Here is a 26,982-nt window from a genome sequence, read left to right as displayed (position 1 = left end):
TTTACGAATTGTTGGAAGAAATGTTACAAGCTTTTACTGTTTTACACAGTTTTGTTTTACAGCTGAATTTTAAACTCCAATGACTTTGGCTCTACTACTTACGCTAAAGAAGAAATTACTGCCGAAATGAATACCGCTTCCTGAGAGCCTTAACCGTATAGGTCAAGCTACAATCTACAGCAGTACAACCGACATTGAAAGCTGGCTTACTCTAAGACAAATCAGAGTTGATTTCGTCTTTATTTTTCTTTTCGTCATTACCTTCCCAAGGTCCGTCGATTATATTTTCCGTCAAATTAACGGTATTTAACTCATTAATCTTTTTGTAAAGAGCGATGAGTTGATTTATCAAAACTTCAATGTTTATTGGTTTGGACATATATTCATCCATACCGGCATTAATACAGTTTTCCTTATCTTCACTCAAGGCATTGGCAGTCATTGCCGCTATTTTAGGATTTGAGCCATAAGTATCCCTAATAATCCGGGTAGCTTCTAAGCCATCAAGGTTAGGCATTTGGATGTCCATTAATATTAATTCATAACGGTGATTTTTTAACAATCTTAGTACCTCTAATCCGTCAATGGCCAAGTCGGCTTTATAACCAAGCTTACTTAGTACCCTTAGTATTAGTTTTTGATTCATTAAATTATCTTCGGCTACTAATATTGAAAGAGGATAATTCAATGCGAACGTCTCCGAAAGAAGGGATTTTTTTTCGATCGTGCTATGCGACGATTTTTGATTTAATGTTTCATCGTTTACAGACTCAACATTTGCTTGCTGACAATATATATTGAATTTAAAGGTGCTACCAATACCGTAATGGCTGGAAACCGTTATATTGCCACCCATTAATTGAATTAGACGTTGGCAAATTACCAACCCAAGGCCAGTGCCCCCGTATTTCCTTGTTATTGAAGAATCACCTTGATTAAAGGCTTGAAAGAGGTTACCTAATTGTTCTTCTTTAATACCAATTCCGGTATCGCTTACTTCAAAGGAAAGGCTAAAACCGCCGGTATTACCTTGGTATTCAGGTTTAATTTTGATAGCAATTTCACCACTATTCGTAAACTTAATGGCGTTTCCAATCAAGTTTGTCAACACCTGACGTAGTCTTAATCCATCGGCAATTACATACTGGGGTAACAGCCCGTCGACACTACGATAAAGCTTAATTCCGATTTCAGTTGCTGTATAAATAAATAACTCTAAAACATCGTCTACACACTTACGAATGTCAAATCGATGAGGCTCTAACTTTAAGTTTCCCGATTCAATTTTAGAAAAATCCAAAATGTCATTAATTACCAGCGACAGTGAGTCTCCGCTTTTAACAATTGAATTGGTGTAATCCTCCTGTTCTGGCGTTTGGTCTGTTTCTGCAAGCAACGCCGCCATGCCTAAAACGCCGTTTAATGGAGTTCGAATTTCATGACTCATCGTGGCTAAAAATGTACTTTTAGCCCGGTTGGCTTTATCGGCTTCTAATTGTGCGCTTTCAGCCGCTAGTCTCGCAAGCTTCTCCTGATCCTTTTGTTCTGTTAACTCTATTAAAAGTGTCTCTAATGACTTTGTTTTTTGTTGTAGTTCTTTGGATTGAACGGTAATTCCATCTTTTTGAATTTTTAATTCTTCATTTAACTTCATCAAATCATTTGCTTGCTTACCGATTTCTACAGTCCGCGCCTCAACTTGTTTTTCGAGTTCTATTTTCTGAAGTCGCTCCGCTTTGTTTTTAAATGAAAAGTAAGAATAAGTTATACTTGCCAGGATAACAGCAATGATGGAACGGAACCACCAGGTCATCCAGTAAGGAGGAATAATAATTATTTTAATAGTAGTTTGCTTGTCGTTCCAGATTCCGTTTTCATTAGCGGCTCTAACTCTAAAAATGTATGTCCCCGGGTCTAAATTAGTAAATGTGGCTTTTCGTTCTGAGCCTACATATCGCCATTCATTATCGAAGCCATCCATTTTATAAGCATATGTATTATTTTCAGGAATTGTGTAATCCAGTGCAGCAAAGTTGATGGAAAACATCGATTGTGAATGGTTTAATTTGATCTCCCGCGTGGATCCAATGCTTTGACTTAATGGTGACTCTTTCACACCTGGGATTACCGGTTTGTCAAACAGATCAAATCCCGTAAGCACAACCTTTGGTTTATTGAAATTAAATTGAAGGTTATCCGGGTCGATAATATTGAAGCCGTTGATACTACCTAAAGCAATTTCACCGCCTTTCAATCTGGCACCGGTTCCAAAATTGAATTCAAGGCTCTTTAACCCATTATGATAACCATAATTTTTTGACGTGCCTGAAATAGGATCCAACCGAACAATGCCTTGTATAGTACTTAGCCAGATTTTACCGGCGGCATCTCCTGCAATATAGTTGATGGTATTGTTAACCACGCCGTTTTTTTCTGTATAGGATTTAAATTGTTTTTTTTTCGTTTCATAACAATTTATTCCGCCGCCCATTGTACCCACCCACATATTTCCAATGGCGTCTTCGTAAAAAGCGCTGATCACATTGCTCGTAAGCGCGCTATTTTTTGTATTTAAATGCTTAAAAGATTGGCTTATAGGATCAAAAATACTTATACCAAAGCTATAGCCGCCCATCCAAATACGGCCATGACTATCTTCATACAGCGCCTGAATAGTGTTATCACAAACGCTATTATGGTTACTGGCATCATGCTGATAATTAATAATTTTTTTTGTAGATTTTTTATACTCATAAACACCTCCGTCTTCGGGGGTAAACCAAATATTGCCGTCTTTATCTTCTAATATAGCATATATCCCTTTTCCCTTTATTTTATTAGGGCCGCTCCCTATTCCTAAGTGCTTGAATTTTCCTGTTTTGGGATTATAACAATCCAATCCACTTGCAAAGGTACCGATCCAAACAAGGCCCGTTTGCTTACTTGCATGAACGCTTAAAACGTAATTACTAGAAAGACTGTTGATATTCTTTACGTTATGCTTAAATCGTGTGGATGTGCCTTTTTTTCTGTCATAATAATCAACTCCAAAATCTGTTCCCAAATACAGATTTCCAGCCGCATCTTCTGAAATGCTCCTTATGACGTTGACTGCTGACGGGTTACCTGCTAATGAAGATTTATATGCCGGAAAAATAGATAAATTTTTATCGTATTTTACAATGCCCTCGCTATTCGTGCCGATCCAAAGGATGCCAGCATTATCCTCCAGCAATGCGCCAACGCCATCATTTGGCATCGTGTTTTCTCCGTTTGTTTTTTCGTTAATAGGGATTAGCCTTCTTTCACGAGCATCAAAAAGTTGTAAAGTGGTATTCGATCCAATCCAAAATCTGTTGCTCTTTGCATTGGCCAGGCAAAAAATGGAGTTAATATGTCCTGATAGATTTTTGTCTGCTTCAATTGGGAAATATAAATACGTTCCGGTTTGTCTGTTTAATAAATTCAGCCCTTTCTTAGTACCTATCCAAATGTTATTATCCTCATCTTCTATTATTGAAGTTATTCGGTTGTTGTCTGTATTGCGAGTTGTAGTTTTATCAAAAAATCTGGTTGCTTTTCCGGACTTGATATCTAATAAATACAGCCCCTTCGTAGTTCCAACCCAAAGATTATTGTTGTTAGCGCTATGAAGTGCCGTAATGTTGTGTTTGTCCTTATCATTACCGGTAGTTTTAAATTGAAGATAGCGCTTAAAGGTACCCGTTTTGCTGTCAAATAGATTTAGTCCGTCTTCGGTTCCTGCCCAAAGATTCGCATTTCGATCTTTATAAACTATTTGAACGTTATCATTACTAAGCGAATTTGTTTTAAGATGGTCATTTTTGAAAGTTACAAATGAATCATGGGAACGATCATAACGGCTTACCCCGCCAAGCCGGGTCCCAACCCACAGGTTGTTATATCTATCTTCGCAAATTGAATTGATAAGATCGGCACCTAAGGAAGAAGTACCGGTTCTTGAGCTTTTGTAAATAGTAAATTTGAATCCATCATATTTATTTAGCCCGTCCTGAGTCCCGAACCACATAAATCCAAATTTGTCCTTTAGAATACACAGTATAGTGTTTTGCGAAAGCCCATTGTTGCTATTTAAGTAAGTTGTATTTAACGAAAGCTTTTGGGCATTCGCCATTGACGCTAATAAAAAGAAAATCTGTGCAACAACAATTCCTACTTTGAACCTCTTCATTAATAACATTATAATAACTTATACGAAATTTATTATTAATATGTTGCTATTTAGATTCATAACTAGTTGATCTGGCGATAGCCTCTGTAATGAAGTACAGTCATGGATTTGTCTTTTAAAAGGTTCTGCGTTGTGGTAGTCGAATGGACATCGGAAGTTTACCTTATGAATAACCAACCATATAGCCATGGACGACAAAACATAAACAGGTAGTACGGACAGCAGATTATCAACTTAAACTAAGATTATGAAGTGTCTTACTGGACAAAGTAGCTAGTCACCTTAAGTCGGCGGGAACCTTAGTTAGCGTTGTTAAGATATACTTTAAAAAATAATTACAAATTGGCCTGAGCATTGTGGAAAGAACTTTTATGCTTAAAAGCGCTTAACTTACCAGAAAGCAGACGGCTGCGCAACACACTCGCCGAGTTGCCACACGAGTTAGTAAAAATAGCTGTAAACAAATAGCACACGTTTACAGCTATTTTCGTTCTTTTTGTACCCGGACATAATTTCGTGCACGCAGAGGTACTGCTTCCCCTGAATTCAAAATATTCCTCTATCACTTCTCTATTTAAATTGGTCATCAACGAAGTTCACCCCAGAATCAGTTTCGCAGCCCCAACGAACAGTAAGCCGGTTCCGCAGAGATAACACGAAAGATATTGATAAAATAAAGGCTACACGTTCAGCCGTTTAAGATAATGTCCGAATGTGTCTGTTACACTTTCTTTACCAGCGGCGTAACACGTTACGGAAATACAATGCATGGTTTTCCAATGAATTTCTTAAGCCGGCCATAGAAGTTAACTGAATAACAGTTAGGAAAGCTGTTTTCATCAACTATTATTAACCATTACACAAACAAAAATGAATTTTAAATCAATAGCTTTAATCGCTTTCTTTGCAACCATATTTACGGCTTGTGAAAAAGACAATGACAACGCTTTGTCTACAATTGTTATCAACGATAACTTTGAAACAGCAGCGAATGGATGGACAGGAGATTTCGCTGATTACCCCTTAACTCCCGATTCTTTAACATACAACCTGAGTTTCAATACTGCCAATCTTCCCCTACCGTTAAATGTAACTAAGAAAGGTTTAAAAATCTCGGGGAATAATCATAGTGATGATCTCTTCATGTTTATTAAGAAGAAAATATCGGGACTTAAAGCCAATCAAAATTACAAGTTTAACTTTCAAATCGAGTTGGCATCAAATGCTCCTTCTAACGCTTCAGGGATCGGCGGCGCGCCGGGTGAATCCGTATATTTAGGCGCCGGAGTTACTTCAATTGAACCTAAGAAAGTTAAACTTGAGGGATTTTACCGGATGAATATTAATAAAATATCTCAATCACAAAGTGGTAAGGATATGAAAATTATCGGTAACGTAGCAAACGGGACCCAGAAAAGTGATTACACCTTATTACAGCGAAGCGGGGAATTTTCCGGAAAGGCGAATGAGAAAGGCGAGGCTTGGATCATTATTGGAACGGATTCAGGCTTCGAAGGAACGAGCACCCTTTTTTATACCAATGTTAAAACTACCATAACAAAAATATAATACCTCTTAGTTAACGCCGGTTGTTATGTTAAAACGCCGGCGTTTGCTTAAAAGACGCAGCAGGTCAGCAAAAAAAGAACTGCGATTCAGGCTAGCGATAACCAGCAGCTTGTAATTCGAACAACTTGGCGTACTTGTCATTCTGTATCAGAAGTTCCTCATGCGTCCCTATTTCCATTAGCTGCCCTTTTTCGAGTACCAGTATGGGATTACGAAATTAAAATGACGATTTTTACTTTCTGTTTAATTTCATAACTAATTTATAATCAATTAGTTATATCGTTTACTTACCGATACAGAACTTACTAAAAATATTTTCGAGTAAATCATCTGTGGTAACTGCGCCGGTGATTTCACCCAAGTAGTGTAAGGCCTGCTTGATATCCATTGACAGGAAATCTGATGTGACGGTATCTATCCCCTCAAGTACCCGTATCAGGGCTTCTTCGGTTTTTTGTAGGGCTTCAAGGTGGCGGATGTTGGTTACCAACGTTTCGTGGCCTGTTAGTTTGTCTTTTATAGCAGCAGCGTAGATCTTATTTTTCAGTTCATCTATATGCTGCTTTTCTCTGGCAGATACAATGATTGCCCTTTCGGTATGTGGCAGAGCGGATAATTGTTCCGGGCTTAGCAGATCGGCTTTGTTTGCTACAAGCAGCATGGTTATGCCGGGCTTTTGCAGGCTTTCTATATCGCTGTTCAGTTCGGCAAGGGTAATTTTTTCAGCGTCGTACACATACACAAGCAGTGCGCTTTGGCTTATTTTTTCCATGGTTCGCTGCACCCCTATCTGCTCAATTGTATCTGTAGCTTCGCGAATACCCGCTGTATCTATCAATCGGAAATTAATGCCTTGAATATTTAGCACCTCTTCTATCGTATCGCGTGTAGTACCGGGGATATGGCTCACAATGGCACGTTCTTCATTCAGGAGGGCATTTAACAAGGTCGACTTCCCCGCATTTGGCCTGCCGGCTATTACGGTGTTAACGCCATTTTTAATAGCATTTCCCAACTCAAAAGATTGTATCAAACTGCCTATTACGCGGGTAATTTCGTGGGTTAGCTTTTTCAGCTGGTCGCGGTTAGCAAACTCCACGTCTTCTTCTGCAAAATCGAGTTCCAGTTCTATTAACGACGCAAACTGTACTAATTGCCCGCGTAGTTGTTGCAGTTGATTGCTAAAGCCTCCGCGTAATTGTTGCAAAGCTACCTGTTGCGATGCTTTCGAATTGGAGGCTATTAGATCGGCTACGGCTTCGGCTTGCGAAAGGTCGAGCTGGCCGTTCAGGAATGCCCTGAGTGTAAATTCACCCGCCTTAGCAGCGCGTGCGCCATTTTTAATAAACAGCTTAATGATAGATTCAATAATATAGTTTGAACCGTGGCAAGAGATCTCTACAACATTCTCGCGGGTATAAGATCGGGGAGCCACAAATAAAGATGCCACAACCTCATCTAATTCCAGATCGCCGTCTATAACCCTGCCAAAGTGGATGGTATGCGATGCCTGTTTAGTAAGGTCTTTACCTTTCCAAACCTTTTGCGCTATGTTAATAGCATCCGGGCCCGACAGGCGTATAACCCCTATGGCCCCCACGCCGTTTGGGGTGGCAAGCGCAACTATGGTATCTTCGGTATGGTTCATGGCTGATTGTTCATGGTTCATGGCTAAGCCACAAACCGTTTTCTTGCGCGAAGGTCGTAATTTTCGGTGAATGTTATGTTGACCGGATGCCATAAACTATTACACGGCTATCATCCACGAATCATCGACCATGAACCCAAAAAGTTTTACCTTCGCGATATTATGGTAACTTTTTTTAAAGCTTCGCTCGATACAATTTCTGTACACCATGTGGGTAACCAATCTGCAGGTGAAATGTACGCCCTGTCAGAAAAACCGCTCGAGTTAAAAGATGAGATCATCCCGAACCTGTTGATGCAATACTTTTTAAAGCCTTTTGAAAAAGTTAACGAGGTTTACCACTTATTGCATAGCAGCGGCGACCTTGCCCTTAACGAGTTGCATAACTTTGCTACCAAGGTTTTTGACGACCAGGAGAAATTCCACGAGATGTCTGAGCAGATAGCAAAACATCTGTATAAAGTGAGCACACATCCCAACATCAAGGGCGGCGAGCTTTACGTAGTTTATTTTAATAATGTGCAGATAGAAGGCAACCCGCTGGATGCCATCGGAATCTTTAAATCAGAGAATAAAGAAACTTACCTAAAAGTGTACCCCGACCAGGGCGGTTTCGCGGTAGATTATGAGCAGGACGCCATCAATATCAATAAGCTGGATAAAGGGGTGCTCATCTTTAATATCGAAAAAGAGAATGGTTACAAAGTTGTAGTGGTTGATAAAGTAAGCGGCGGGCAAGATGCAGCGGTTTACTGGAAAGACGAATTTCTGCAACTGAAGATCCGTAACGATAGCTTTAACCAAACCAGCAACACCCTGGGCGTTTACAAAAACTTTGTTACCCAAAAACTGGACGATGAGTTTGAGATGAGTAAAGCCGATAAAATAGACCTGCTGAACCGCTCGATGAAATACTTTAAAGAAAAAGAAACCTTTGACCTGGATGAGTTTAGCGAAGAAGTGATCAACAACCCAGAGGCCATCGCATCTTTTAAAACATTTAAAAGCCAGTACGAAAAAGAATTTGATACCCCAATTGCCGACAATTTTGAAATATCCGGCAACGCGGTTAAAAAGCAGGCCCGTATATATAAAAGTGTTTTAAAGCTTGATAAAAACTTCCATATTTACATCCATGGTGATAATAAACTGATTGAGAAGGGCTTTGACGACGATAAATCAATGAACTATTATAAAGTGTATTTTAAAGAAGAAGAGTAAAAATGGCAGGGTGGCAAATTTTATTGTTAGCTATTGTTGCTGTTCATTTAACAATGGCGGGGCTTGCTATTTTTAGAATTGCCAAAGCAATAGTATTAACTAAAACCCAAAAGCGGTTAAACATATGTCTTACGCTAATATTCCCGCTTATATGGTCAGTATTGATATATTTTATTTTGAAAAAAGAAATGGAATCTTATGAAGCTTGTAAAAACATAAATCGATCTAACGATTTCTACGAGAGTGGCATAGCGATGAACAATTTTGGCCATCATAATTAATTAAAAAAGTCATTATTAGAGCTTAAACCATCCTTTAAAGCATCAGTCATATCGGTATAACATACAATTTATACCTTATTCTATGAAAAAGCTATTCCTTGCCTTACTACTTGCTATTGTTGTTTTATCGGGTTGCATGATGCAAAACAGAACTTTTGCACTTGGAACGTCCGAAGCAGAATTTAAATCCAAAGATAAATGGCTCACAACCATGGTAGAGCAATCTGAAGAACGTACTGTTTACAAAAAAATAGCCGGGCAAAATGGTGATCGTTACACCTATGTATATTACTATTTTGTTGATGGCAAATTAGTGCGTATGGACGAGGGCGAGCGCCAACCAACCGTTGTGGTGGAGCATGTTAAATCCTAAATTTCTTTTCTAAAATCCAGCAATTCAGCATTTGCGTATCTATAGGTAACATTATACCTATAGATATTATTTGTGATAGCTGCATTATTTAACCGGTACAATTTTTTGCGCGTTGCGGTAAGCATTGTTTTGATCCTGTTTATAGGATGCAAAATTGCTGCGCCGGTATTTGCTGCCGGCAAGTTATCTGCAAAAGAAGCATCAGCAACTACCGAAGAAAACGATAATGATGGCGTAAAAAAAAACAACGCTGCACCTTTTGAAAAAGAATTTGCCAGCTTTTATTCCAACAACACCTATGATAATCTGTGGCATACTTATGTTGTACATTTAACCGCGTACAGCAATAACTATCGTTCAACTTATTACCAAACTATTTCCATCCCACCGCCAGATAGGGCTTAGTTTACACACATCATAAGGCCTTTTTGGCTTACATAAATTGTAAATTAATAACACCTATCAAACATGAAAACATTTAACTTTTCTATAAAAAAGCTGGGCATACTATGCGCGGCAGCCATTGTACTTGTAGCAACATCTTGCAAAAAAGATAAAATAACAGTTACCCCACCTGTAGTAATTGACGAAACAATTGCCGGGCCGGATGTACCTTTTTTCGCGGTAACGCTGGATAACCAACTAATCAGCGCGAATGCAAAAAACGCAGCATCGGTAACAAAAAATACCGCTATAACCGGGTTACAGGCCGATGAAAAAATCCTGGCGATAGACTTTAGGCCGGCGACCGGCCAGCTTTACGGCGTGGGCAGCACCAGCCGTATTTACGTTATCAATACCGAAACTGCTGTAGCACGTGCAATTGGCACATCAGCATTTACGCCTGCTATTGATGGCGCGGCGGTTGGGTTTGATTTTAACCCTACGGTTGACAGGATCCGCCTGGTGAGTACAACAGGGCAAAACCTGCGCTTAAATCCTGAGACCGGCACGGTAGCCTTTACCGATGGCGTAATAAACGGTGCAACAGGCGCTACAGTTACCGCTGCCGCATACACCAACAATAAAGCGGGCGCAGCAACAACCGTATTATTTGTAATTGACGTTGCCAACGATAAACTTTACAAACAAGACCCGCCAAACAACGGCATGCTGGTAGAGATAGGCAAACTGGGTTTTGATGTACAAAGTGTTGGCGGCTTTGACATTAGCCCCGATGGTGCAACTGCTTTGGCGGTATTAAATAAAGATAATAAGTCGAGTTTATATAGCATTAATTTGGAAACCGGTAAAGCTACAAAGATCAAGAACGATTTTACCAGCGTGGTTACTTCAATCGCTATCCCTACACAACCGGTGGCTTACGCCATCAGCGCGGCTAACGAACTGGTGATATTTAACCCAACAAACCCTGTCCCTGTTGCAAAAGCGATAACTGGAATACAGGCAGGCGAGAACATCCTGGGGATGGACATGCGCCCCGTTAACGGACAGCTTTACGCCATAGGCAGCACCGGCAGATTGTACACCATTAACGCATCATCAGGCGTTGCAGCGCAGGTAGGTACAGCACAGGCACCACTGTTGGGAACGGATTTTGGTTTTGATTTTAACCCTACTGTAGATCGTATCCGTTTGGTGAGTAACCTGGGGCAAAACTTAAGACTTAACCCTAACGATGGCACCCTGGCCGCTACAGACGGCATCTTAACAGCTGGATCATCTATAACTGGTGCGGCGTACACTAACAACTTCGCGGGTGCAACCACAACTACATTGTTTGATATAGATACCCAAAACAATATGCTTTACAAGCAAGACCCGCCAAATAACGGTACACTTACCGCTATAGGTGCATTGGGAGTTAACGCAGCTGTGGCCAACGGTTTTGACATTGGCAGTACCAGTGGTACTGCTTATGCTTTGCTAACTGTTAGTGGCGTAACCAAGGTTTACACCATTAACTTAACCACAGGCGCAGCAATTGCAGGCGCAACACTTACAGGCACGGTTAAGGCATTTACATTAGGCTTAGGATTTTAATTTTAGACGGTACTTTTGAAGAAAATCCCTGCATCAAACATGCAGGGATTTTCTTTTATTAGGGCTTTTCGTCGAAGGCTAATTTCATAAAGGTCAACACCTCTTCATTTAAATCTTCAGGCATAAGCATCCTGAAATGGTGATTGAACTGCCGCTGCCCCGGCACTTGCGCTATTTTTTGAAAACAAAGATTATCCGGATATTCCTGCTTAAACGGAAAAACCACATGTATAAAGTTCTTTCCCAATTGGGTGATGTAAACAATGCGTTTCGTGCCGTTATCCAACCCTATCATACTTTTAAGCGGCACTGCTTCTATTGGCCCTATGGCATTAAAGCTATTTAAAAAATGATTGAACAGGGCAAGCGTATGCTCGCTTTTACCGTCGAGGAAATCGGATAAGTTCTGCTCTTTGGATGATATCACGTCGTTAGTTTTTACTAAAATAAAAAACTATTGTCATTTCGAACGAGGTACGAGGAGAAATCTTGTTCGATAGAATATTTGCGCTTGAGTGATAGGGCGTAGAAGATTTCTCGTCGCTGCGCTTCCCTCGAAATGACAGGGTAACGAGCTTTATTCTAAAACTCCGGCAATATCCCCTCTTTTCCCCAGCGCTCTTCTATACCCAAACCAAACAGGGCGAAATCATATTTAACGGGATCGGTAGGGTCAAATTCTTTGAGGCGTCCGGTTAGTTCGAGCGCGGTTTGCCAGTCGGTTTGTTTGCGGTTAATGAGTTTTAGCTTGCGGGCTACACGGTCTACATGCAGATCACAAGGGCAAATGAGGTCGGCGGGTTTCAGTTTGGTCCAGATGCCGAAATCAACGCCGTTATCATCCTTACGCACCATCCAGCGCAGATACATGTTAAGCCGCTTGCAAGTAGATTTCTGCGAGGGCGACGACACATGCTTTTTTGTACGGTGCGGAAAATCGGGCAGGGAAAAGAAATAGGAACGAAAATGGTTAAGTGCAGCTTCGGCACCTACATTAGTCTGAGCCTGGCGGAGACCTGTAGTGCTGATGGATCCTTCACTATCTTTGGGGACGACAAATTTATTTGAGGGCACGAACGCGTCCTCTAAACTTTCAAAATGCTCGTAATGCCACCTAAAAAACGAGATAAAATATAGCGTATCTATATCATTAAAGGTGCGGTGTTTAAAATGAAGTAATTTCTTTAGGTCGGGTTCCTCATGATTGATGATAAAATCGTAAGGCGCGCCATCCATCAGGGTAATAAGTTCCTTGCACTTATTAATGATCGTAACCCGCTGCCCCCAGGCCAGCGTAGCCGCCCAAAACCCCATGATCTCGATATCCTGTTTCCGGCTAAACATGTGCGGGATGCTCACCGGGTCGTTTGCTATAAACTCCGGGCGGTTGTATTGGGTTACTTTAGCGTCGAGGAAGGCTTTTAGGTTATCGTTCATTCTTTCAGTATCGAGTATCAAGTAGTTAGTATCGAGACCAAAACAAATCTTGATACGTGATACTAAATACTTGATACTAACTACGCCAACGCCTGTTTCAAATCTTCTAACAAATCTTCAATATCTTCTACCCCTACACTTAGACGCAACAGGTTATCTACTACGCCGGCTTTGTCGCGTTCGGCTTTGGGGATGCTGCCGTGGGTCATGCTTACGGGGTGATTTATCAATGATTCTACACCGCCTAAAGATTCTGCCAGCGCGAACACTTTGAATGAGCCGGCAATACGGTAGGTATCTTCTAAAGTCGCGTCTTTTAATACGATGGAGATCATCCCGCCAAAATCACGCATCTGCTTTTTAGCGACATCGTGGTTTTTAGAATCGGGGAAGCCCGGCCAATAAATTTTCTCTACCCGTGGGTGATCTTTCAAAAACTCGGCAACCTGGCGGCCGTTTTCGCAATGGGCTTTCATACGCAGGTGCAGGGTTTTTATACCGCGTAATACCAAAAAGCTATCCATTGGGCCGGGTGTAGCACCGCAGGCATTGTATATAAACCAAAGCTTTTTATAAAGCTCTTCGTCGTTCAGCATTAGGGCACCCATTACCACATCACTGTGGCCGCCAATATATTTGGTAACCGAGTGCATAACCACATCGGCACCCATATCAATAGGGTTTTGCAGGTATGGCGAAGCAAATGTATTATCCACCACAAACAGCAAATTTTTGACTTTGGTTATTTTGCCCACCGCCTCGATATCTACCACCTGCATGGTTGGGTTGGTTGGGGTTTCTATCCAAACCAGTTTGGTTTTGTCATTCACATACTCGTTGATAATGTCAGGGTTCGACAGATCAAGGAAATGGAATTTGATACCATAGTTAGCGTAGATCTTGGTAAAGATACGGTACGATCCCCCGTAAAGGTCGTTACCTGTTATTACCTCATCGCCGGGGGCCAGCAGTTTCATCACCGCATCAGTAGCGCCCATACCGCTTGAGAAGGCCAGTCCGTATTGAGCATTTTCCAAGGCAGCCAAACAATCCTCTAATGCCTTGCGGGTTGGGTTTGTACCGCGCGAGTACTCATAACCCTTATTATCGCCCGGCGATTTTTGCCAGTAGGTGGATGTCTGGTATATCGGCGTCATGATAGCGCCGGTAGTTGGGTCGGGCTCCTGCCCTGCGTGTATTGCTTTAGTTCCGAATTTCATGGTTGGTGAGTGGTTAACTGTGCGGGGTGCGGGGGAACGAAGTGTGTTTATCCCGCTCCTTACTCCCGCACTCCGCACTAAAAATTAATACGCCCTCGCAAATAACACCCTCTGTGTAGACGGGTTACCTGTAAGAATGCACTTGCCTGCTTCTTGTTTATTGTTCAAAGGTATGCAACGGATTGTAGCCTTAGTTTCATCTTTTATCTTTTGCTCGGTTTCTGATGTGCCGTCCCAATGGGCAGATATAAAACCAGGTTGCTCATCTAACAAGCGTTTAAATTCATCATAGCTATCCACCTCAGTAGTGTTTTCTGCACGGAAATCTGAGGCCTTTTTGTAGATATTCGCCTGGATCTCTTCCAACAATGCTTCGATGTGTGCGGCAAGGCCTTCCTGGTTTACAGTTTCTTTGGTTTTGGTATCTCTACGCGCCAATTCAACCGTACCGTTCTGCATATCGCGGCTGCCAATGGCAACGCGCAGAGGCACACCTTTTAATTCGTACTCGGCAAACTTGGCACCCGGGCGGTGGGTATCGCGTTTATCAAATTTTATGCTGATATCTTTTGCACGCAACTCTTTTGTTAATGCATTTACAAACGTTGTAATGTTCTCAAGTTCTTCGTCGTGCTTGTATATCGGTACAACAACAACCTGTATAGGCGCCAGTTTTGGCGGCAATACCAAACCAGCATCATCAGAATGGGCCATGATCAACGCACCTATTAAACGGGTCGACACCCCCCATGAAGTCGCCCAGACAAAATCCTGTAAGTTTTCTTTATTGGTGAATTTTACATCAAATGCCTTGGCAAAGTTTTGCCCTAAAAAGTGCGATGTGCCTGCCTGCAATGCCTTACCGTCCTGCATCAAAGCCTCGATGCAATAAGTATCTAACGCGCCTGCAAAACGTTCGTTTGGCGTTTTACGGCCTTTAACTACCGGTAATGCCATCCAGTTTTCGGCGAAATCTGCATAAACTTCCAGCATTTGTTCGGTTTCTGCTATGGCTTCTTGTGATGTTGCGTGGGCGGTGTGACCCTCTTGCCATAAAAATTCGCTGGTACGCAAGAACAAACGGGTACGCATTTCCCAGCGCATTACGTTGGCCCATTGGTTTACCAGGATAGGCAGATCGCGGTAGCTTTGGATCCACCCGCGGTAGGTGTTCCAGATGATGGTTTCTGATGTAGGGCGGATGATTAATTCTTCCTCTAATTTTGCATCTTCATCCACAACAATATTACCTGTTCCATCGTTCTTTAGCCTGTAGTGAGTAACCACGGCACATTCTTTAGCAAAGCCCTCTACGTGTGCGGCTTCTTTAGAGAAGAATGATTTTGGTATAAGCAATGGGAAATATGCGTTAACATGCCCCGTCTCTTTAAACATTTTATCGAGCACAGCCTGGATCTTTTCCCAGATAGAATACCCGTAAGGTTTAATGATCATACAACCTTTGACAGGCGAATATTCGGCCATGTCAGATTTAATTACTAGCTCGTTAAACCATTTCGAATAATCTTCGTCTTTACTTATAACACCTTTGCTCATATATTGGATTTTGAAATAGAAATTGACTTTGTTATTAATATTAATAACGCCCAAATTTATAAATTTATACGTTTATTTGACCTTAGAACTTTACATCCTTACAAAAATGAATAGGAACCTTATTAAAGGAATGATTTTGATCGGCGCGGTGGCGCTGAGTTCCTGCTCCGTTAACAAAACCGCATCCACTTCTAAAAATAACAACGACGACGTTTATTTCTCGCACGCGACAGCTGCCGAAGAGCCGGTGTACATCACCCGGGACCAGCAGTACAACCAGGACGGCGACGATGAAACCGATGAAGACGATTACTTTTACTATGACGATTATGCATCGCGCATAAACCGTTTTGGCTATTACTCCCCTTTTGGCTATTACGACAACTTATATTATGGCTATGGCGGTTACGGCGGCCTTGGCTACGGTTACGGCGGCGGCTGGAACATTGGCTTAGGCTTTGGTTACGGCGGTGGTTATGGTGGTTTTGGTTACGGTTCACCATACTACGGTGGCTTAGGTTATGGTGGCGGTTTTGGTTATGGCTACCCTTGGGGTGGTTATGGGTACGGCGGCTACTCTCCATACTCGTTCTGGGGAACAGGTTACGGTTATGGTAGCGGCTTTTGGGGCGGTTACTCTGCATACCGCAGCAACCCGCGCCCTTACAGGGGTAACGGCAGCCCGGGTAGTTCTTTCGGCAACCAGGGCCGTACGGCATTTGGCGGCCGCGGTGGTACCAATACCAACGGTATAGGTTATATCCCAAACAGGGGCTCCCGTGGCGTTAGCTCTGCCGATGGCAGGAATGTTTCCGGAGATGCGCGTGCAACACGTGGTGTACGTACCGACAGGCCTACTTATACACCAAGCGTTGAACGTTCTGCACCATCTACATCATCATATGGCGGCGGCGGCGGTGGCCGTAGCTCTGGTGGCGGCGGCGGTGGCGGCAGGCCTGCAAGGAACTAACTATTAACATCAACCCAACTCATTTTATGAAATTTAAATACATACTAAGTGTAATTGCTATAGTAGCATTTACCCAAAATACTTTTGCCCAATACTCGCAAGATGCCGTAAGGTTTTCGCAAACTACAACAGGTACAACATCGCGCATAAAAGCGGTTGGCGGCGCAGGTACCGCGGTTGGCGGCGACTTAAGCAATGTAAGTGGTAACCCTGCCGGCCTGGGCTTTTTTACCCGTTCGGAGTTTAGCATCACCCCCGGTTATGATAACAACAAAACAGAGGCTAATTATTTTAATAATAAGACTACAACAACCCGCAACAACTTTAACTTAAACAACGCGGCTATTGTAATTTATAACCAGCTATCCAAACCGGCCGGTGCCGATAAAAATAAAGGCTGGTTGAGCGCCAACTATGGTGTAAGCTTTAGCCGTACCAACAATTTCAACCAAAATATCCGCTACAGCGGTAACAATGGATCAAATTCTATCAACAATTATTACGCATCGCAAGCAAACCAATTTGGTATTGATGAGGGTAGCCTGGCAGGCTGGGCATATGATCATCAATTGATAGACCTTTATAATATCACGCCGACCACATCTGAGTACAGGCCAAACAACGTTGGCTCAACTGCCCAGGAAGCTGTTTACAACCGTTCTGGCAGCCAGTCGTCCGTAGATTTTTCGGTGGGCGCTAACTATAGTAACAAGCTATACTTAGGTTTTGGTTTAAGCTTTACAGATATTAAGTATAATTCTTATAACACGTTTTATGAGGATGGAAATGTATCAGTTTTAGAAGGTGGTGCACCTGTGAACCGCGCTTATAATTCGGCATACTCACAAAACCAGGCTACCACCGGTACAGGTTTTAGCGCAAAGGTTGGTGTTATTTACAAACCTGTTGAAGCTGTGCGCCTTGGTGCAACAATCACATCACCTACTTTTTATAATATAGATGATATTTACTACGAAAGCCTATCGTCAAAAGTTGGTAACAATGCTACCAACAACAACGAGTCTCAGGATTATCAATTAAACTACAACCTGCGCACACCACTAAGATTAGCGGGCGGTGCAGCAGTATTTATTAAAAACTTTGGTTTTATAACCGGCGATGTTGAATATGTTGACTATGGTACCGCGCATTTAAGCAGCAACGATAATTATGATGCAGATTTAAGGGACAACCCCGAAATTAAAGGCCTATATAAATCTGCCGTTAATGCACACATAGGTGCCGAGGCACGTATAAACAGCTTCTTTTTACTACGTGGCGGATACGGCATACAGGGTGATACCCGTAACGAAAACGGCAGCGATATAAAAACCACCAGCGGCGGGGTAGGCCTTCGTTTTGGTGCATATTATGTTGATGCTACATACGCTCACTCTACAGGCACACAAAACATTTTTCCTTATGATATTGGCGCGGGCAGCCCTGCAGCCATGTTAAGAAATACCGCTAATAACGGTTACTTAACTTTGGGATACCGCTTCTAAGATTTTAGATATCGGATGTGAGATTTGAGACAAAATCTTGCATAAATAAAAAAGGCGATGAGTTAAACTCATCGCCTTTTTTATTTAATTGATTAGACTTAATTTCTAATCTCTCCAACTTAATCTTCGTTCACAAAAGATCGTAGCATCCAGGTATTTTTCTCTTTAAACTGCATAAAACGGTTCACCATGTCGTTGGTGCCATCATCGCCGGCATCGGCAGTAATATCCAAGATCTGGCGTTCCATTTCTATCAGGGCAGCCATATCTTCGATAAGCGCTTTCACCATATCTGTATCTTTTAGTCCGATAGTTTGGATTTCTTTTAAAGTTGATTGGCTGATGTAATCGTTAAAAGTGCTATACGGGGGTTTACCCAATGTAAGGATACGCTCGGCCAATTCATCTATAGTGGTTAAAGCTACGGTGTATAGCTCCTCAAATTTAACGTGCAGGGTAAAAAAGCTTTTGCCTTTAACGTTCCAATGGCAGCCGCGTAATTTTTGGTAGTGGATATGATAGTTGGCCAACAACTCGTTCAGGTGGTCAACTACGGGTTTTACTTTTGTTTCTTCTAAGCTAATTTTTTCAGCGTCCATGATATGTGTGTGGTTTTGATGTGATAACAGCCTTTTGGTTGGCTTGTTATCAAAGTTAATATGTTTTGATATAAATAGCCATATTTGCACACTTAATGACAATGCTACAACCATTCATCTCCCAACCCTTCACCGGCACCATTTGGCGCTTGCAAACAGACGGGCTTACAGATACGATGGCTATCGAGATCCGCAACGAAGCGGACAAGCAAACCACTTTCGCATCGCTCAGTTTAGCCACCGGCGAAGTACACTTCACAAACTTTACATTACCCGAACGCTGGCTTACGGGCATCGAAGCCATTTACAACGGCGTTATACTTTTACATTACTATAAGCACGAAAGCGGTCCCGAGCACAAGGCCATCATAGCTATTGATGCCACCACATCAAAAGAGCTTTGGAGCAATTACAGTCTGGCGTTCGATCATTTATCTAACAACGGCCCGGTGGTTTATAATACCAGCTTTCAGCCAAAAAAATTAATGCTGATAGATGTGCTTACTGGGCAAACTATAAGACCATACGATACTGCGGAGGATAAACCTTTGGAGAATAATATAGTCATACCTGTATTAATGCCCGCAGCAGACATGGCGCCCGGCAGCTTGCCACACGAGCCGCACGGAAATATGGTGCATTATCTAAACCATAATAGGTACAGAATTGTATCTTTGCACACTTTAAAAAACGGGGCTTTACAACAGCACCTGCATGTGATGCAAGGTAATGATATGGTGTACCACGATTTATTAAACCAAAACATACAAAAATTGCAACCCGAGGCGTTTGTATTACATAAAAACGCACTGGTTTATATTAAAAACAAGGCCGAAATAAAAGTTTTAAAAATATAAATTACTGAATAAGAATTTATTATGAAATTTAAAATACTACTATTATCCACTGTTTTGCTCAGCTCCACTTCTATCCTTTTTGCATCGGCCCTGCCCGATTCTGTTGGTGTTGAGAACCTAAACGGCAAAAAAGTTATCCTGCATAAACTCGACGCTAAAGACAATTACTACTCGCTTGGCCGTAAATATGGTGTTAGCCCAAAGTTTATCCAAACTTTTAATAATAACGCCAAAATGCAAATTGGCCAGATCATTAAAGTACCTACCGAGCGTTCGATAGTTGAAAACGATAAGCCAACAGCAGCTGTATCACAGCCGCAGACCAAACCGGTACAACAAGCACCTGTTATTGCTAAACCTGTTGAGCAGGCACCTGTTAAAACTCCCGTAGTAACCCAGCAACAGCAGGCACAAAAGACTGTTCAACCGCCTGCAATTGTTCCTGCTACAACGCCAAACACGCAAGAGTACAAAGTATCGGCACACGAAACGCTTTATGCCATAGCTAAACGTTTTAATACTACTGTTGAGGTCCTTACTACCCTAAACAAATTAAAATCGATCAACCTTACACCCGGCCAGATTTTAATTGTGCCTAATGGTACACCTGCCCCGCAAGTGCAGGTACAGCCTGTTGTAACAGCCCAGGCGCACGTTGATACCGTTAAGCGCGACTCAACTTACGTTGCCTCGCCTATTGATAGCGCATCACGTAAACCGGGAAGCAACAAATACGGCCTGTTTGAAAAAAATGAAAAAGGCGTAGCTACATGGATAGACGATGCCAGCCTTGACCCTAACAAGAAACTCGTATTACATCGCACCGCCCCTATAGGCACCGTTATGCGCATAACTAACCCTATGAATAACCGCACCACCTTTGCCAAAGTAGTTGGCCGTTTTACAGATAGCCAGTCTACCAAGGATGCGGTAGTAGTGATGACCAAAAATGTTGCTGAAGCATTAGGCGCGCTAGACAAACGTTTTCATGTAAATATCAGCTACGGTACACCTAATGAATAAACCTTATGTAATTGGCGTTGCCGGTGGCAGCGGAAGCGGCAAAACCTTCTTTTTAAAATCCTTCCTTAAACACTTCGGCGATGACGAAGTGTGCCTGGTATCACAAGATGATTACTATTTTTCCGTGGCGCATAACATGACCAAACTGGAGAACCGTGATTATAACTTCGATCTACCATCTACTATAGATCATGACCACTTTGAAAATGATATTTTCAAGCTATTAAAGGGCGAATCTTTTATGAAGCAGGAGTACACCTTTAATAACCAAAATGCTGTCCCCAAGATGCTGGAGATAAAGCCCGCACCTATAATTATTGTGGAAGGCCTTTTTATTATGCACTTCGGTAAAATCAAGGAAGTACTTGATATGACCATATTTATTGAGGCCGACGAACACATCGCCCTACAACGCCGCCTTAAACGCGACCTGGAAGAACGCGGCTACTCTAACGAAGATGCGTACTACAAATGGGTAAACCACGTTGTACCGGCTTATAAAGAGTACTTACTACCCTACCGCGAAGCGTGCGACAAGATCGTCATCAACAACACCCAGGAAGCTGCCGATATTATCAAGATAACTGATGAGATCTCAAAAGAGTTGCGTGAGAAGGTTTTTGGCGAAACTAACGGATAAATTTTAAGATGGAGTCTACAATAGTGGTAACTTAGACGTATGAGTTATCACATCTTCATAAATAACAATCAAGATATTACCTATAAGCAACTGCTTGAAAACAGCTTTATTCCGAATAACGTTCGCGTAAATGGAGATATTAACCCCGAGGATGTTGTTGCCGGCTACAATAAATTTTACCTGGACTATGAATCATCTCGCGGTGTAGCGCTTACAGTTGGTAATGAAGCTTATGATATAGAATTAAACACTTTTGTAAGTGAAGCTGATTATATGTTGGCTGCAAAATTTGCAATGGCAATTGCGCGTATCAATAATTCAACGATTTCGCCAGAATTTTATGAGGAAACTTCTTTGGAAGAATTTGAAATTCAATTCGGTACAGACTGGGCACATTCATTCCGATTCAACGGTGTTGATGCATTGAAATTTATTTTGAAGCAGAGTGGCGAAATTAAACTGCCGGGCTGCGTGAGGCCATTTTATTTCGGGAATTATGTTTTAGACAAAATTTCGAAAGACCAGCCTAATGAAGAGCAATTCGCTGACCGTTTAACGGATGAAATTAAAAAAATACAATTTATTGAATATACTATAGATGAATTAAAAGTGCCAACCCTCATGGAAGCAGATTTTCCTGAAGGCACACAAACTTTTCAAGTTTTATTACCAGGCCATAAATTGTTACTGCAAAAATCAGATTGGGTTGTATTGCGGGCAACTGTTGGTGAAATATCAAGGATTAATCGCCAACAATTCATACAACACCCATCTCTTGTGCTAACAAGGCTTGACGAAGCTCAATATATACTCCAACCAATTGAAAAAGAGGCTTATTTAGATATCATGAAAGAATTCACTTTAACTGAAAGTGAACATATTGAAACTAAGTCGGTTGAAAAAGAATCGCCAAAAGCAGAAACACCAATAATAAATACAAAGAACAAATGGTGGCAATTTCGAAAGAGATAAGCAATCACTAATTTAAGTATCAATCGCAGTTAAGCAGCAGATCATAATACTTTTTCATGAGGATGGTATCGTAGTTTACTAGAGAATTGTAGGCTTCGGTAACCAGTTCGTTCAAAATAGAAGAGCCGAGCTGTCCTGCCCCGTTGGGGATGGAATCGTAATAGGTAATAAGCTCCTTAACCCTTATAATTTCGTACAATAATTTCTGGATCAGATCTGCCTGGTTGCCGGTCTGTATCCCTTGAGAATTATTAAGAAAATCTAAAGGATCGTTAGTAGTAGATGTCATTAGCAAATTAGTACCGGCATGATGGTGTTCTCTTTGTATTATCCTTAACTCAATCAAACCTAAAAAGTTCGGCTTTTGTTTTAAATTTTTTTCAATTAAATAGCAAAACCCTCTAAAAGAGGGTTTTGCTATTATAAATAAAGTACTGCTTAGTTGTTTTCGGCAGGTTTGTTACCGTCCGGGCGGGGCAATAAAGCCTTGCGGGAAAGTTTCAATTTACCTTGCTTATCAACATCAAGTAGTTTTACACGTACCTCGTCGCCTACGTTAAAGATACCATCCATGGTTTCGATACGTCGGTGGTCAATTTCAGATATGTGTAACAAACCATCTTTACCCGGCATGATCTCAACAAATGCACCAAACGGCATAATTGATTTCACTTTACCTTCGTATATCTCGCCTACTTCCGGTTTAGAAGCAATAGCTCGGATCCGTGATAAAGCCGCGTCGATAGCGTCTTTGTTATCACCAAAGATCTGAACGATACCTTGTCCGTCTTTTTCTTCGATAGAGATGGTAGCACCAGTTTCGCGTTGCATTTCCTGGATAATTTTACCGCCGGGGCCAATAACCGCGCCAATAAATTCTTTATCTATCTTGATCATTACGATACGCGGAGCGTGTGGTTTGTAGTCCTCACGTGGTGCGGTAAGCGTTTTGGCCATTTCGCCAAGGATATGTAAACGGCCATCTTTAGCCTGGTTTAACGCGTTGGTTAAAACCTCGTATGATAAACCGTTTATTTTCAAGTCCATTTGTACCGCAACGATACCGTTTTTAGTACCTGTAACTTTAAAGTCCATATCACCCAAGTGATCTTCATCACCAAGGATATCAGAAAGGATAGCGTATTTGGTACCCATTTCGTTAGTGATAAGGCCCATTGCAATACCAGATACCGGGTTGCTGATCTTGATACCGGCATCCATCAAAGCCAATGTACCGGCACAAACCGTAGCCATTGATGATGAACCGTTAGATTCTAAGATATCAGAAACGATACGGATAGTATATGGGTTTTCTGCCTCGGCAGGTAATACACGTTTTAACGAACGCATTGCCAGGTTACCGTGACCAATCTCGCGACGGCCTGCACCCCTGTTAGGGCGAACCTCACCTGTTGAAAAACCAGGGAAATTGTAGTGTAACAAGAATTTCTGGTAACCATTGATGAACGCGCCATCAATCATTTGCTCATCATCCTTAGCACCTAATGTAACTGTGGTTAATGATTGTGTTTCGCCACGGGTAAATACCGCGCTACCGTGTGCAGATGGCAAATAACCAACTTCGCTCCATATCGGGCGGATCTGGGTAGTAGTACGGCCGTCTAAACGTTTGCCTTCGTCTAATACAAGGTTACGGATAGCGTCATACTCAACATCGTGGTAGTATTTTTTAGCTAATGATTTGGTGATGTCGTCAATCTCGCCTAAAGTAGCGATATAAGCATCTCTAACTTCTTTAAACTTAGCGGTACGCTCATCTTTACCTGATGCTGCACCTGCAATAGCGTAAACCTGGTCATAAGTAGCAGCATAGATGGCTTTTTCAAGCTCGTCGTTGCTGTGCTCGTGGCTGTAAACACGTTTAACAGTTTTGTTAAGCTCGGCAGTTAGTTCTTTCTGAGCTAAACATTGTACTTTAATGGCAGTATGTGCAAATTTAATTGCTTCAACAAGTTCTGCTTCCTGTATCTCTGCAGATTCACCTTCAACCATGTTGATATCGTGCTCGCTACCGGCAACAATAAACTCTAAAGTTGCAGATTGCAGCTGTGTTACAGTTGGGTTGATAACCAATTGGCCGTTAACTTTAGCAACACGTACTTCAGATATAGGGCCGTTGAAAGGGATATCAGAACAAGCCAAAGCGGCTGATGCTGCTAAACCAGCAAGGCAATCAGGCATAATATCTTTATCGGCAGATATCAATGATATCATTACCTGAGTATCAGCATGATAATCGTCAGGGAACATTGGGCGCAATGCACGGTCAACCAAACGAGAGATCAAAACCTCATAGTCTGACAAGCGTGCCTCGCGGCGTAAAAAACCACCCGGGATACGACCGGTGGCAGCGTATTTTTCTTGATAATCAACAGAAAGAGGTAAAAAATCGATACCTTCTTTTGCTTCCTGCGATGATACTACTGTAGCTAATAACATGGTATCACCCATTTTAATCACTACCGAACCATCGGCTTGTTTGGCCAGTTTACCGGTTTCGATCTCAATGGTGCGGCCGTCACCTAAATCAATAACCTTTTTAATTACGTTTAAACTCATCTTGTTTGTTTTGTAGTGCACTTTTCATCTTTCGGAGCGCACCGGTTTTTTATGTGTGTGTAATAATGTTTCAAAAGTAAAAAAGCCATCCTGCAAATGCGGACGGCTTCTTTTAAAAAAATAAGAAAAGTTATTTGATGATATCCCTAAGCGCTAACGCTTTGATGATAGCACGATATCTTTCAATGTCTTTTTTGAACAGGTATGCCAACAAACCGCGGCGTTTACCTACTAATTTTTGAAGCGATAACTGGGTTGAAAAATCATGTTTGTTCTTTTTCAAGTGACCGGTTAAATGCGCGATGCGGTAAGTGAATAATGCTACCTGACCTTCGGTTGAACCTGTGTCGGTTACACTTTTACCATGTTTTGCAAAGATCTCTGCCTTTGCTTCTTTACCTAAATACATTACGTGAATAATATTAAAGCGTGATTGATTTGATTAATTGGGTGCAAAGATACGGTTTTAATTGAAAAGTAAAAATGAATTTTGAGAGGTTGGTGAGTGGTTAATTAAGTTAAGTAGCGCTTGGTTTAATATAGAGAATATTGAGTAGAGAGCAGTGATTGGTTGTTTATAGGTTATAAGCATACAAGAACTATTCACCACTTAACCCCATCAACTATTCACCAAAACATGGCGTTGCCTACGGCCCGCGCTTTCCGTTTCAAGTCCTCGCCTGCCCTACCACAAGCCACTCACGCTGTGGGCTTTCCACTGCAAACGCAAAAAAGTCTTTTGTAAACAATGTCGCGATCTGCCCGCCATTATGGCATTCTTACACAGTATGGATACAAAGGTTAAGTATAACTTTGTACCAGTTATACTTTTATACAATATTATCATAAAGGCTGTATATTTAAACACCTGTTAATAACCTGTTATGTCACAAGTCGCCAAGTCAAAAGCTACCGTAAAATCATTTTTCAGCGTTTTAAAGCAATCCTTAAAAGGCGAACAGGTAGACCTTACATCGATCACCATTAAACGGGCCATTGTATTATTAGCTATCCCCATGATGCTGGAGATGGCTATGGAATCTGTTTTTGCGCTGGTAGATCTGTATTTTGTAGGCCACTTGCCCAATAGCAGCAACGCCATCCAAACCGTTGGCTTAACCGAATCTGTACTCACCGTAATATATTCTTTAGCAATAGGCCTAAGTATGGCGGCAACCGCGGTTGTTGCCCGCCGCATTGGCGAGAAAAACCCCGAGGCAGCATCAAAAGCCGGCATGCAAACTATCGTTATCGCCGTGGTAATAAATGTAATTATCAGCATTGCGGGGTTAATCCACGCCCGCGACCTTTTGCTTTTAATGGGCGCTTCAACAGCAACGGCCAACCATGACACGCGCTTCGTCCAGATCATGATGGGTGGCAGCCTCATCATCGTACTGTTATTCCTGATAAACGGAATTTTCCGCGGGGCGGGCAATGCAGCCGTTGCCATGCGCAGCCTATGGATAGCTAACATCGCCAATATTATTTTGTGCCCTATCTTTATTAGGGGCTTTGGCCCTATCCCGGCGTTTGGTTTAACGGGCGCGGCAATAGCCACAACTATCGGTCGCGGTTTGGGAGTATCATACCAGGTTTATAATTTATTCAACAACAAAAATGCCTTAAAAATACGCCTGAGTTATTTTGTGCCCGACGGGAAACAGATTAAGGCCATCATCAAAGTAGCGGCACCCGGCATCCTACAGTTTGTAATAGCCAGTTGCAGCTGGATCTTTTTGGCAGAACTTGTTGCCACCACCGGCGGCGACCAGGGCTCGGCAGGCTATCAAACCTCGTTACGTTTAATGATGTTTTTTTTGCTGCCCGCATGGGGGCTTAGCAATGCGGCGGCTACTCTTGTTGGGCAAAACCTCGGCGCAGGCAATATAGACAGGGCCGAGCAGTCAGTATATCAAACTATCAAATACACCGTTGTTTTCCTGGGTGTGGTAAGTGTGTTGTTTTTAACCTGCGGCCATTTGTTCGCGTCGTTTTTTACAGAGGATGAAGTGGTAAAACAAGTGGCCACACGGTCCTTAAAGATTCTGAGCGGGGGCTTTATCATTTTTGGGATAGGCATGATATTCACCAGCGCCTTTAACGGTGCCGGCGATACCTGGACACCCACCAAAATAAATTTCTGCACGTTTTGGCTCTTCCAGATCCCGTTTGCCTACCTTATGGCTAAGCACTTTCAAATGGGCCCAACAGGCGTGTTCATCGCCATCCCCGTAGCCGAAATAGGCCTAACAATAGCAGCTTATATATTATTTAAGAAAGGTAAGTGGAAGAAGACGTTGGTGTAAAAAA

At 42.0% G+C, this 26,982-nt stretch carries 23 protein-coding genes; 13 read left to right on the top strand and 10 right to left on the bottom strand.

Annotated elements, in window-relative coordinates; translation table 11 throughout:
* Positions 1-211: 211 nt before the first annotated feature.
* On the bottom strand, positions 212-4,213 hold the full coding sequence (locus tag ACVW0P_RS19655) for a two-component regulator propeller domain-containing protein (RefSeq protein WP_457133580.1): 4,002 nt from the start codon (positions 4,211-4,213) through the stop codon (positions 212-214).
* 870 nt (positions 4,214-5,083) lie between these two features.
* Here ACVW0P_RS19655 and ACVW0P_RS19650 point away from each other — a divergent pair.
* On the top strand, positions 5,084-5,782 hold the full coding sequence (locus ACVW0P_RS19650; RefSeq protein WP_457133579.1) for a hypothetical protein: 699 nt from the start codon (positions 5,084-5,086) through the stop codon (positions 5,780-5,782).
* A gap of 283 nt (positions 5,783-6,065) precedes the next feature.
* Here the strand turns inward: ACVW0P_RS19650 and mnmE are convergent, their stop codons facing one another.
* Positions 6,066-7,451: a tRNA uridine-5-carboxymethylaminomethyl(34) synthesis GTPase MnmE gene (mnmE, locus tag ACVW0P_RS19645; protein WP_457133578.1), complete on the bottom strand. Its 1,386-nt coding sequence runs from the start codon at positions 7,449-7,451 to the stop codon at positions 6,066-6,068.
* Positions 7,452-7,592: 141 nt separating this feature from the next.
* On the opposite strand from mnmE, the gene ACVW0P_RS19640 reads away from it, so the two are divergent.
* From ACVW0P_RS19640 to ACVW0P_RS19620, 5 genes are all read left to right on the top strand, one after another.
* Positions 7,593-8,651, top strand: a complete 1,059-nt coding sequence (locus tag ACVW0P_RS19640) for a nucleoid-associated protein (protein ID WP_457133577.1) — start codon at positions 7,593-7,595, stop codon at positions 8,649-8,651.
* Positions 8,652-8,653: 2 nt separating this feature from the next.
* On the top strand, positions 8,654-8,932 hold the full coding sequence (locus tag ACVW0P_RS19635; RefSeq protein ID WP_457133576.1) for a hypothetical protein: 279 nt from the start codon (positions 8,654-8,656) through the stop codon (positions 8,930-8,932).
* 82 nt (positions 8,933-9,014) lie between these two features.
* The gene (locus tag ACVW0P_RS19630; RefSeq protein WP_354431925.1) at positions 9,015-9,305 is read left to right on the top strand and encodes a hypothetical protein; all 291 of its coding nucleotides are present in this window, start codon (positions 9,015-9,017) and stop codon (positions 9,303-9,305) included.
* Positions 9,306-9,377: 72 nt separating this feature from the next.
* The gene (locus ACVW0P_RS19625) at positions 9,378-9,710 is read left to right on the top strand and encodes a hypothetical protein (RefSeq protein WP_457133575.1); all 333 of its coding nucleotides are present in this window, start codon (positions 9,378-9,380) and stop codon (positions 9,708-9,710) included.
* 63 nt (positions 9,711-9,773) lie between these two features.
* Entirely contained in the window at positions 9,774-11,309 is a 1,536-nt protein-coding gene (locus ACVW0P_RS19620) for a DUF4394 domain-containing protein (protein ID WP_457133574.1), read from the top strand.
* Between the two features lie 58 nt (positions 11,310-11,367).
* Here ACVW0P_RS19620 and ACVW0P_RS19615 read toward each other — a convergent pair whose 3' ends face one another.
* The 4 genes from ACVW0P_RS19615 to proS all read right to left on the bottom strand — a co-directional run bounded on the left by ACVW0P_RS19615 (position 11,368) and on the right by proS (position 15,523).
* Positions 11,368-11,736, bottom strand: coding sequence for a DUF5655 domain-containing protein (locus ACVW0P_RS19615; protein ID WP_457133573.1), 369 nt, complete (start codon positions 11,734-11,736; stop codon positions 11,368-11,370).
* Positions 11,737-11,891: 155 nt separating this feature from the next.
* The gene (locus ACVW0P_RS19610) at positions 11,892-12,746 is read right to left on the bottom strand and encodes a TIGR02757 family protein (RefSeq protein WP_457133572.1); all 855 of its coding nucleotides are present in this window, start codon (positions 12,744-12,746) and stop codon (positions 11,892-11,894) included.
* Between the two features lie 80 nt (positions 12,747-12,826).
* Positions 12,827-13,966, bottom strand: coding sequence for a cystathionine gamma-synthase (locus ACVW0P_RS19605; protein ID WP_457133571.1), 1,140 nt, complete (start codon positions 13,964-13,966; stop codon positions 12,827-12,829).
* An 84-nt stretch (positions 13,967-14,050) separates the two neighbouring features.
* The gene (proS, locus tag ACVW0P_RS19600; RefSeq protein ID WP_457133570.1) at positions 14,051-15,523 is read right to left on the bottom strand and encodes a proline--tRNA ligase; all 1,473 of its coding nucleotides are present in this window, start codon (positions 15,521-15,523) and stop codon (positions 14,051-14,053) included.
* A gap of 106 nt (positions 15,524-15,629) precedes the next feature.
* On the opposite strand from proS, the gene ACVW0P_RS19595 reads away from it, so the two are divergent.
* Complete coding sequence (locus tag ACVW0P_RS19595; RefSeq protein WP_457133569.1) at positions 15,630-16,493, top strand: hypothetical protein; 864 nt, start codon at positions 15,630-15,632, stop codon at positions 16,491-16,493.
* Between the two features lie 26 nt (positions 16,494-16,519).
* A complete protein-coding gene (locus ACVW0P_RS19590) occupies positions 16,520-17,998 on the top strand; it encodes a hypothetical protein (protein ID WP_457133568.1) in 1,479 nt (492 codons plus the stop codon).
* A gap of 119 nt (positions 17,999-18,117) precedes the next feature.
* Here ACVW0P_RS19590 and ACVW0P_RS19585 read toward each other — a convergent pair whose 3' ends face one another.
* On the bottom strand, positions 18,118-18,597 hold the full coding sequence (locus ACVW0P_RS19585; RefSeq protein ID WP_457133567.1) for a Dps family protein: 480 nt from the start codon (positions 18,595-18,597) through the stop codon (positions 18,118-18,120).
* A gap of 101 nt (positions 18,598-18,698) precedes the next feature.
* On the opposite strand from ACVW0P_RS19585, the gene ACVW0P_RS19580 reads away from it, so the two are divergent.
* From ACVW0P_RS19580 to ACVW0P_RS19565, 4 genes are read left to right on the top strand one after another with little or no spacing between them, the layout of a single operon-like run.
* Positions 18,699-19,454 carry a DUF4905 domain-containing protein gene (locus ACVW0P_RS19580; protein WP_457133566.1) on the top strand — a complete coding sequence of 252 codons (756 nt, stop codon included), beginning with the start codon at positions 18,699-18,701 and terminating at the stop codon, positions 19,452-19,454.
* A gap of 21 nt (positions 19,455-19,475) precedes the next feature.
* Positions 19,476-20,477, top strand: coding sequence for a DPBB and LysM peptidoglycan-binding domain-containing protein (locus tag ACVW0P_RS19575; RefSeq protein ID WP_457133565.1), 1,002 nt, complete (start codon positions 19,476-19,478; stop codon positions 20,475-20,477).
* Positions 20,470-21,117: a uridine kinase family protein gene (locus ACVW0P_RS19570; protein ID WP_457133564.1), complete on the top strand. Its 648-nt coding sequence runs from the start codon at positions 20,470-20,472 to the stop codon at positions 21,115-21,117. Before ACVW0P_RS19575 ends, ACVW0P_RS19570 begins: the two co-directional genes overlap by 8 nt.
* 39 nt (positions 21,118-21,156) lie before the next feature.
* The gene (locus tag ACVW0P_RS19565; RefSeq protein ID WP_457133563.1) at positions 21,157-22,089 is read left to right on the top strand and encodes a hypothetical protein; all 933 of its coding nucleotides are present in this window, start codon (positions 21,157-21,159) and stop codon (positions 22,087-22,089) included.
* Positions 22,090-22,108: 19 nt separating this feature from the next.
* On the opposite strand, the gene ACVW0P_RS19560 is transcribed toward ACVW0P_RS19565, so the two are convergent.
* The 3 genes from ACVW0P_RS19560 to rpsO all read right to left on the bottom strand — a co-directional run bounded on the left by ACVW0P_RS19560 (position 22,109) and on the right by rpsO (position 25,078).
* Positions 22,109-22,378, bottom strand: a complete 270-nt coding sequence (locus ACVW0P_RS19560) for a hypothetical protein (RefSeq protein WP_457133562.1) — start codon at positions 22,376-22,378, stop codon at positions 22,109-22,111.
* A 149-nt stretch (positions 22,379-22,527) separates the two neighbouring features.
* Complete coding sequence (locus ACVW0P_RS19555; RefSeq protein WP_457133561.1) at positions 22,528-24,669, bottom strand: polyribonucleotide nucleotidyltransferase; 2,142 nt, start codon at positions 24,667-24,669, stop codon at positions 22,528-22,530.
* Positions 24,670-24,799: 130 nt separating this feature from the next.
* A complete protein-coding gene (rpsO, locus tag ACVW0P_RS19550) occupies positions 24,800-25,078 on the bottom strand; it encodes a 30S ribosomal protein S15 (RefSeq protein ID WP_322227586.1) in 279 nt (92 codons plus the stop codon).
* A gap of 475 nt (positions 25,079-25,553) precedes the next feature.
* Here rpsO and ACVW0P_RS19545 point away from each other — a divergent pair, with 475 nt between their 5' ends.
* On the top strand, positions 25,554-26,978 hold the full coding sequence (locus ACVW0P_RS19545) for an MATE family efflux transporter (protein WP_457133560.1): 1,425 nt from the start codon (positions 25,554-25,556) through the stop codon (positions 26,976-26,978).
* The last annotated feature ends 4 nt before the right edge of the window (positions 26,979-26,982 follow it).

This window comes from Mucilaginibacter sp. UYNi724, from assembly GCF_054057495.1.
The sequence above is the reverse complement of the archived record's forward strand: the minus strand, read 5'-3'. Positions and strand labels throughout refer to the sequence as shown.